This is a genomic window from Congregibacter sp. (genome assembly GCF_045107095.1).
In the GTDB taxonomy this organism is placed as follows: Bacteria; Pseudomonadota; Gammaproteobacteria; order Pseudomonadales; family Halieaceae; genus Congregibacter.
This window is the reverse complement of the sequence record NZ_JBGCFU010000125.1, coordinates 1-4,105: the sequence shown is the minus strand read 5'-3', so window position 1 is coordinate 4,105 and position 4,105 is coordinate 1. Positions and strand designations below refer to the sequence as shown.

Annotated in this window: 5 protein-coding genes; 3 read left to right on the top strand and 2 right to left on the bottom strand. The window is 54.1% G+C overall.

The window, feature by feature from the left end:
• Both AB8B76_RS15020 and AB8B76_RS15015 read left to right on the top strand, forming a co-directional pair.
• Positions 1-1,146: OmpP1/FadL family transporter (locus AB8B76_RS15020; RefSeq protein WP_405273682.1), on the top strand; the 1,146-nt coding region annotated here is incomplete at its 5' end.
• A 215-nt stretch (positions 1,147-1,361) separates the two neighbouring features.
• Positions 1,362-1,820 carry a hypothetical protein gene (locus tag AB8B76_RS15015; protein WP_405273681.1) on the top strand — a complete coding sequence of 153 codons (459 nt, stop codon included), beginning with the start codon at positions 1,362-1,364 and terminating at the stop codon, positions 1,818-1,820.
• 94 nt (positions 1,821-1,914) lie between these two features.
• Here AB8B76_RS15015 and AB8B76_RS15010 read toward each other — a convergent pair whose 3' ends face one another.
• Positions 1,915-2,274 carry a DUF4345 domain-containing protein gene (locus AB8B76_RS15010; RefSeq protein WP_405273680.1) on the bottom strand — a complete coding sequence of 120 codons (360 nt, stop codon included), beginning with the start codon at positions 2,272-2,274 and terminating at the stop codon, positions 1,915-1,917.
• 137 nt (positions 2,275-2,411) lie between these two features.
• A complete protein-coding gene (locus AB8B76_RS15005) occupies positions 2,412-3,383 on the bottom strand; it encodes an MBL fold metallo-hydrolase (protein ID WP_405273679.1) in 972 nt (323 codons plus the stop codon).
• 79 nt (positions 3,384-3,462) lie between these two features.
• Between AB8B76_RS15005 and AB8B76_RS15000 the strand changes: the two genes are divergently transcribed.
• Positions 3,463-3,996, top strand: coding sequence for a YeeE/YedE thiosulfate transporter family protein (locus AB8B76_RS15000; protein WP_405273678.1), 534 nt, complete (start codon positions 3,463-3,465; stop codon positions 3,994-3,996).
• The last annotated feature ends 109 nt before the right edge of the window (positions 3,997-4,105 follow it).

Sequence of the window (4,105 nt, the reverse complement as noted above, 5' to 3'; positions counted from 1 at the left end):
TTCTCACCCCGGCGCAGCTATGACGCCACCGATAGCCAGATAAACGGCCAGTTCGGAGCCTTCACCATCAACGCCGACAATGTAGAGAGCGGCAGCGAATACTTCCCCATACCGTATATCGGCAAGAGCTGGGCTCTGGAGAACGATCGGGCTATTAGTCTGCTGTTTTACGGTCGCGGCGGTATGAACACAGACTACAAAGACGGCAGCGCTACCTTCGATCCTGACGGTCCAGGGCCCGCTCCCATCATGACCCTGCCCGGCACTTTTGGCACCGGCAACACTGGTGTGAATCTCAACCAGGCATTTTTAGAGCTCGGTTACAGCTTTAAAACCGGGGACTTTGCTTTTGGCATCGGACCGGTCATCGCCATGCAAACTTTTGAAATCGAAGGCGTTTCTGCCTTTGGCGGATTCACCAAAACCTTTGCCGCCAGTGGTGGCACGCAGCCACCCACAGGTCTTAGCAACAACGGTACTGACTACTCCCTGGGCTACGGACTCAAGGCCGGTGTGATCTGGGATGCTACCGACACGCTGAACTTCGCCGTGTCGTACCAGTCGCGCATGGAGATGCAGGAGTTTGACGACTACTCCGACCTCTTTGCCCAGAAGGGCTCCTTTGATATCCCAGCCGTCGCCCGCGTCGGCGCCAGCTGGCAGGCGACAGAGCGCCTAAGACTGCACTTTGACATCGAGCACGCGCAATACGGCGAGATCGAATCCATCGCCACGCCGCTGCAGCGTATTTTTGACTGCCCCACCGCCGGACAGGGTGGCACCAACGTCGAGGCCTGCTTTGGCGGCAACCAGGGCGCCGGCTTTGGCTGGAGCGACGTCACAACGTACAAAATCGGTGGCAGCTATGTCCGCGGAGACTCGCCCTTCACCTACCGCTTTGGCTACAACTACAGTGAGCAGCCCATTGATGAATCGGCGGTAGTGTTGAACATTCTGGCGCCGGCTACAGTCGAGCAGCACTTTACCTTTGGTGTGTCGCGCAAGAACACTAAAGGCAATGAGTTTAGCGTCGCCTTTATGTACGCACCGGAGAACTCCGTAACCGGGCCCAACGCCTTTGACCCCACGCAAAACATCGAGCTGACCATGGATCAGTTCGAGATTGAGTTTTCCTGGAGTTGGTAAAGACTTTGTGCAGCAAATGAGGCCGTCCCTCGATTACCGGTCGATGCGGGCGGCAATCAAGCGTTCGCTGAATCGCCGCTAGTTCCCAGTGAATCAATGAGCAGGATTTAGGGGCTATAGCTATAGCCCATAGAAAAGGCGAAATACCTTTGAAATTAATGCACGCAGCCTTGTTAGACTCTAACCGATAACGTTAATAATTGAGGGAAACGCAGATGGGCATACATAAGGTTGTAACGCTGTACGTTGTACTTCTTTTCAGTGCGGAAGTCTTTGCGCAATCTGATGGTTGTTCTGTAAAAAATGGCATCACCACCCCGGCCTCCGCAGCCAATGTTTTAGACATCCCAAGAAGCTATCTGGCGGGCGAGACGATCAGTGCTACCGCCGCTTCACCCGGCTCCACAAGCAATTTGACAATTACCGTAGACAGCGGTGTTGTTGCTACCGCTGCCTTCCCCGGCACTGTTAGTTACACAGTTCCTACCAGCGGCACGTTTACAATTGAGATTCGCACCGACCCGTCTTCCTCGGTCACCTTCACAAGTATTGCGTGCACCGTGCCCAGCGTCAGCGTTCCGGCCTCCCCTGCGTGGTCCCTGGCCTTGGTTATTCTGGCTATGTTCTTGCTAGCTCTTGTTTCTCTTCGTGCAAAGGGCGCCTGGGTGAAGTGATAACGGCCTATATAGCGCTCCTTATGCAAGGCAGCAGGTAGGCTCAAATTCCCCTACGAAACTGCACTATAGCGAAGAATGTACGACCAAAACGCTATCGTGCCTCTGATCTGCAATAGAGAATAATCGCCAGTGAGCCTAGTAGAATTTCCAGGCACGCATACACCACCAGCAGCCCGTGTGGCATGCCATCTATAGCAAAGCTAAGCAGACGACCCGCGGCAAGGCTCAGTATGAACACCGCGCAGGCAATCAACGCGGGAGTGGTCAGAGCCGGCCTTGCTGCACCGAGGAGCCAAAACACCACCATCCGCAGATACAAACCCATAACGGCCCGCATAATGTGCTTAAGCTTGATTGTATCGACAGTAATACCGAATACCGCCTCGAGCGTGACGGAGGGTGCTGCGCCGTAGCCCAGCGCAATGGGTGTTAATCCCACCGCGCAGAACACCAGAAATGCGCGCTCTTTTGCTGACTGACTCGTAAGGCAAGTTGCTTCTTCGCTGACTGAGGTAAAGCAACTTACTGCAGATAACTAAAGCTTGCTCCGCAAGTCGCCGGGCACCAAGGCGTCTTTAGTTTACGGCGTCACTGAAAGAGTTTTTCTTCCATCTGCCGGAACAGTCGCCCGGCATTTTTCTGGGCCAACTCGTCAAAAGTATCGAGGTTTTCGTAGGCAGACTGGTCGATCTTATAGGCGTCGCTAAGATCTCCGTCCTCATCGAGGATGAGTTCGATTTCGTCACGCAAATACCGCAGGTAACCCTGTGTAAAGAATCGCAGTGTCTCGATGTCCGTGGGGTGGCCGTGCCCGGGAATGACCATCGCCGGCTCCAGACTGGCCATAACATCAAACGAATCTATCCAGGCGTCAACATCCGAGTCCGGGAAAATACCCAGCAGACGCTCATGAAAAGCAATATCACCTGCGATAAGGATTCGCTGCTGAGGCATCCACACCGATAAGTCGCCGGGTGAATGGGCCGCCCCAAAACGACGAAGCTCGATAGGCTCCCCCGCCAAATCAAGTACGTAACGGTCATCTATCGCGACACTGGGAAGCACCACCCGGGCTTCAGTAACCAAAGGCCCCATCCGGGCACGCATTTGCGACAGTGAGGCCTCGCCATGGGCTTTGATCTCCTCAATGGCCTGACGCTGGGCAAGAATCGTCACACCAAGATCAGACCAATAGCTGTTGCCCAAGAAGGCATGGCCCTGGCCGTTTTCGTTAATCACGTAACGCACCGGCTTGTCCGTGCGCTCTTTGATGGCGTGATGTAGCGCGGCGGCAAGCAGGACGTTATCACCCCCGTTCACCACCACCACACCGCCCTCAGTGATGATAAAAGAGAGGTTGTTGTTATGGCCGAGATTGTCCCGCGAGGGCGCTGCGGTGGCGCCAATGGCCGAAAACACAGTCTCACTGACCTGCGTAATGGCAAGTGTGGGCAGCTGCGATGCGTCATCCGAGAACGCCGAGACGCTCCAGGCCCCCATAAGCGCGCCGAAGAAGCCAAACAGCAACGATGCTGTCCATCTGTAGATAATCATATTCATAAATATACAATTTACTTAATATTTAAACTTGCTAATATATACCCGCGCTAAAGCACTAACTATAAATAGGGACAGCGTTGTGAATAAAGACTTCATCATCTCGTGGAAAGCGGCAGGAATTTCTCTAGGCCTGCTACTCATCATTGCAACCGCGCTGGTTAAGCCTCTGGGAGTATCGACGCAATTTGTCGTTACCGACGGCATGGTGGCTCATCAGGTCGCACCAGAGTTCGCTGAGTCAAACACCTATCTCTCCAAATACGGCGAGAAGGACGATTGGGGCGTTGGCTATGGCTGGATGCTGGTATTCGGCATGATCGTCGGAGGCGGGGTAACGGCACAATTGCTACGACGCCGTCAGCCTGATGCAGACAAGGGCTCCATGCCTGAACTGTGGAAGGCAACTTTTGGCCCCTCTCAGACAAAGCGCTACCTGGCATCGTTTTTTGGCGGAGTGCTACTGCTCTTTGGTGCGAGACTGGCCGGTGGCTGCACCAGCGGTCACATGATTAGTGGCATCTCCCAGCTGGCACTGAGCTCCTTTATTTTTGGTGTCATCACCTTTGTATCAGCAATTCTGATGGCCAAATTTCTGTATCGCGGGAGAGCGTGATGAGCACTTTAATCATCGGATTTCTGATCGGCTGCGCCTTCGGCGCAATTTTGTACATGGGCGGTGCAACGAGTTATCGCCGCATTTTGGGAACATTGCTGCTCAAAGA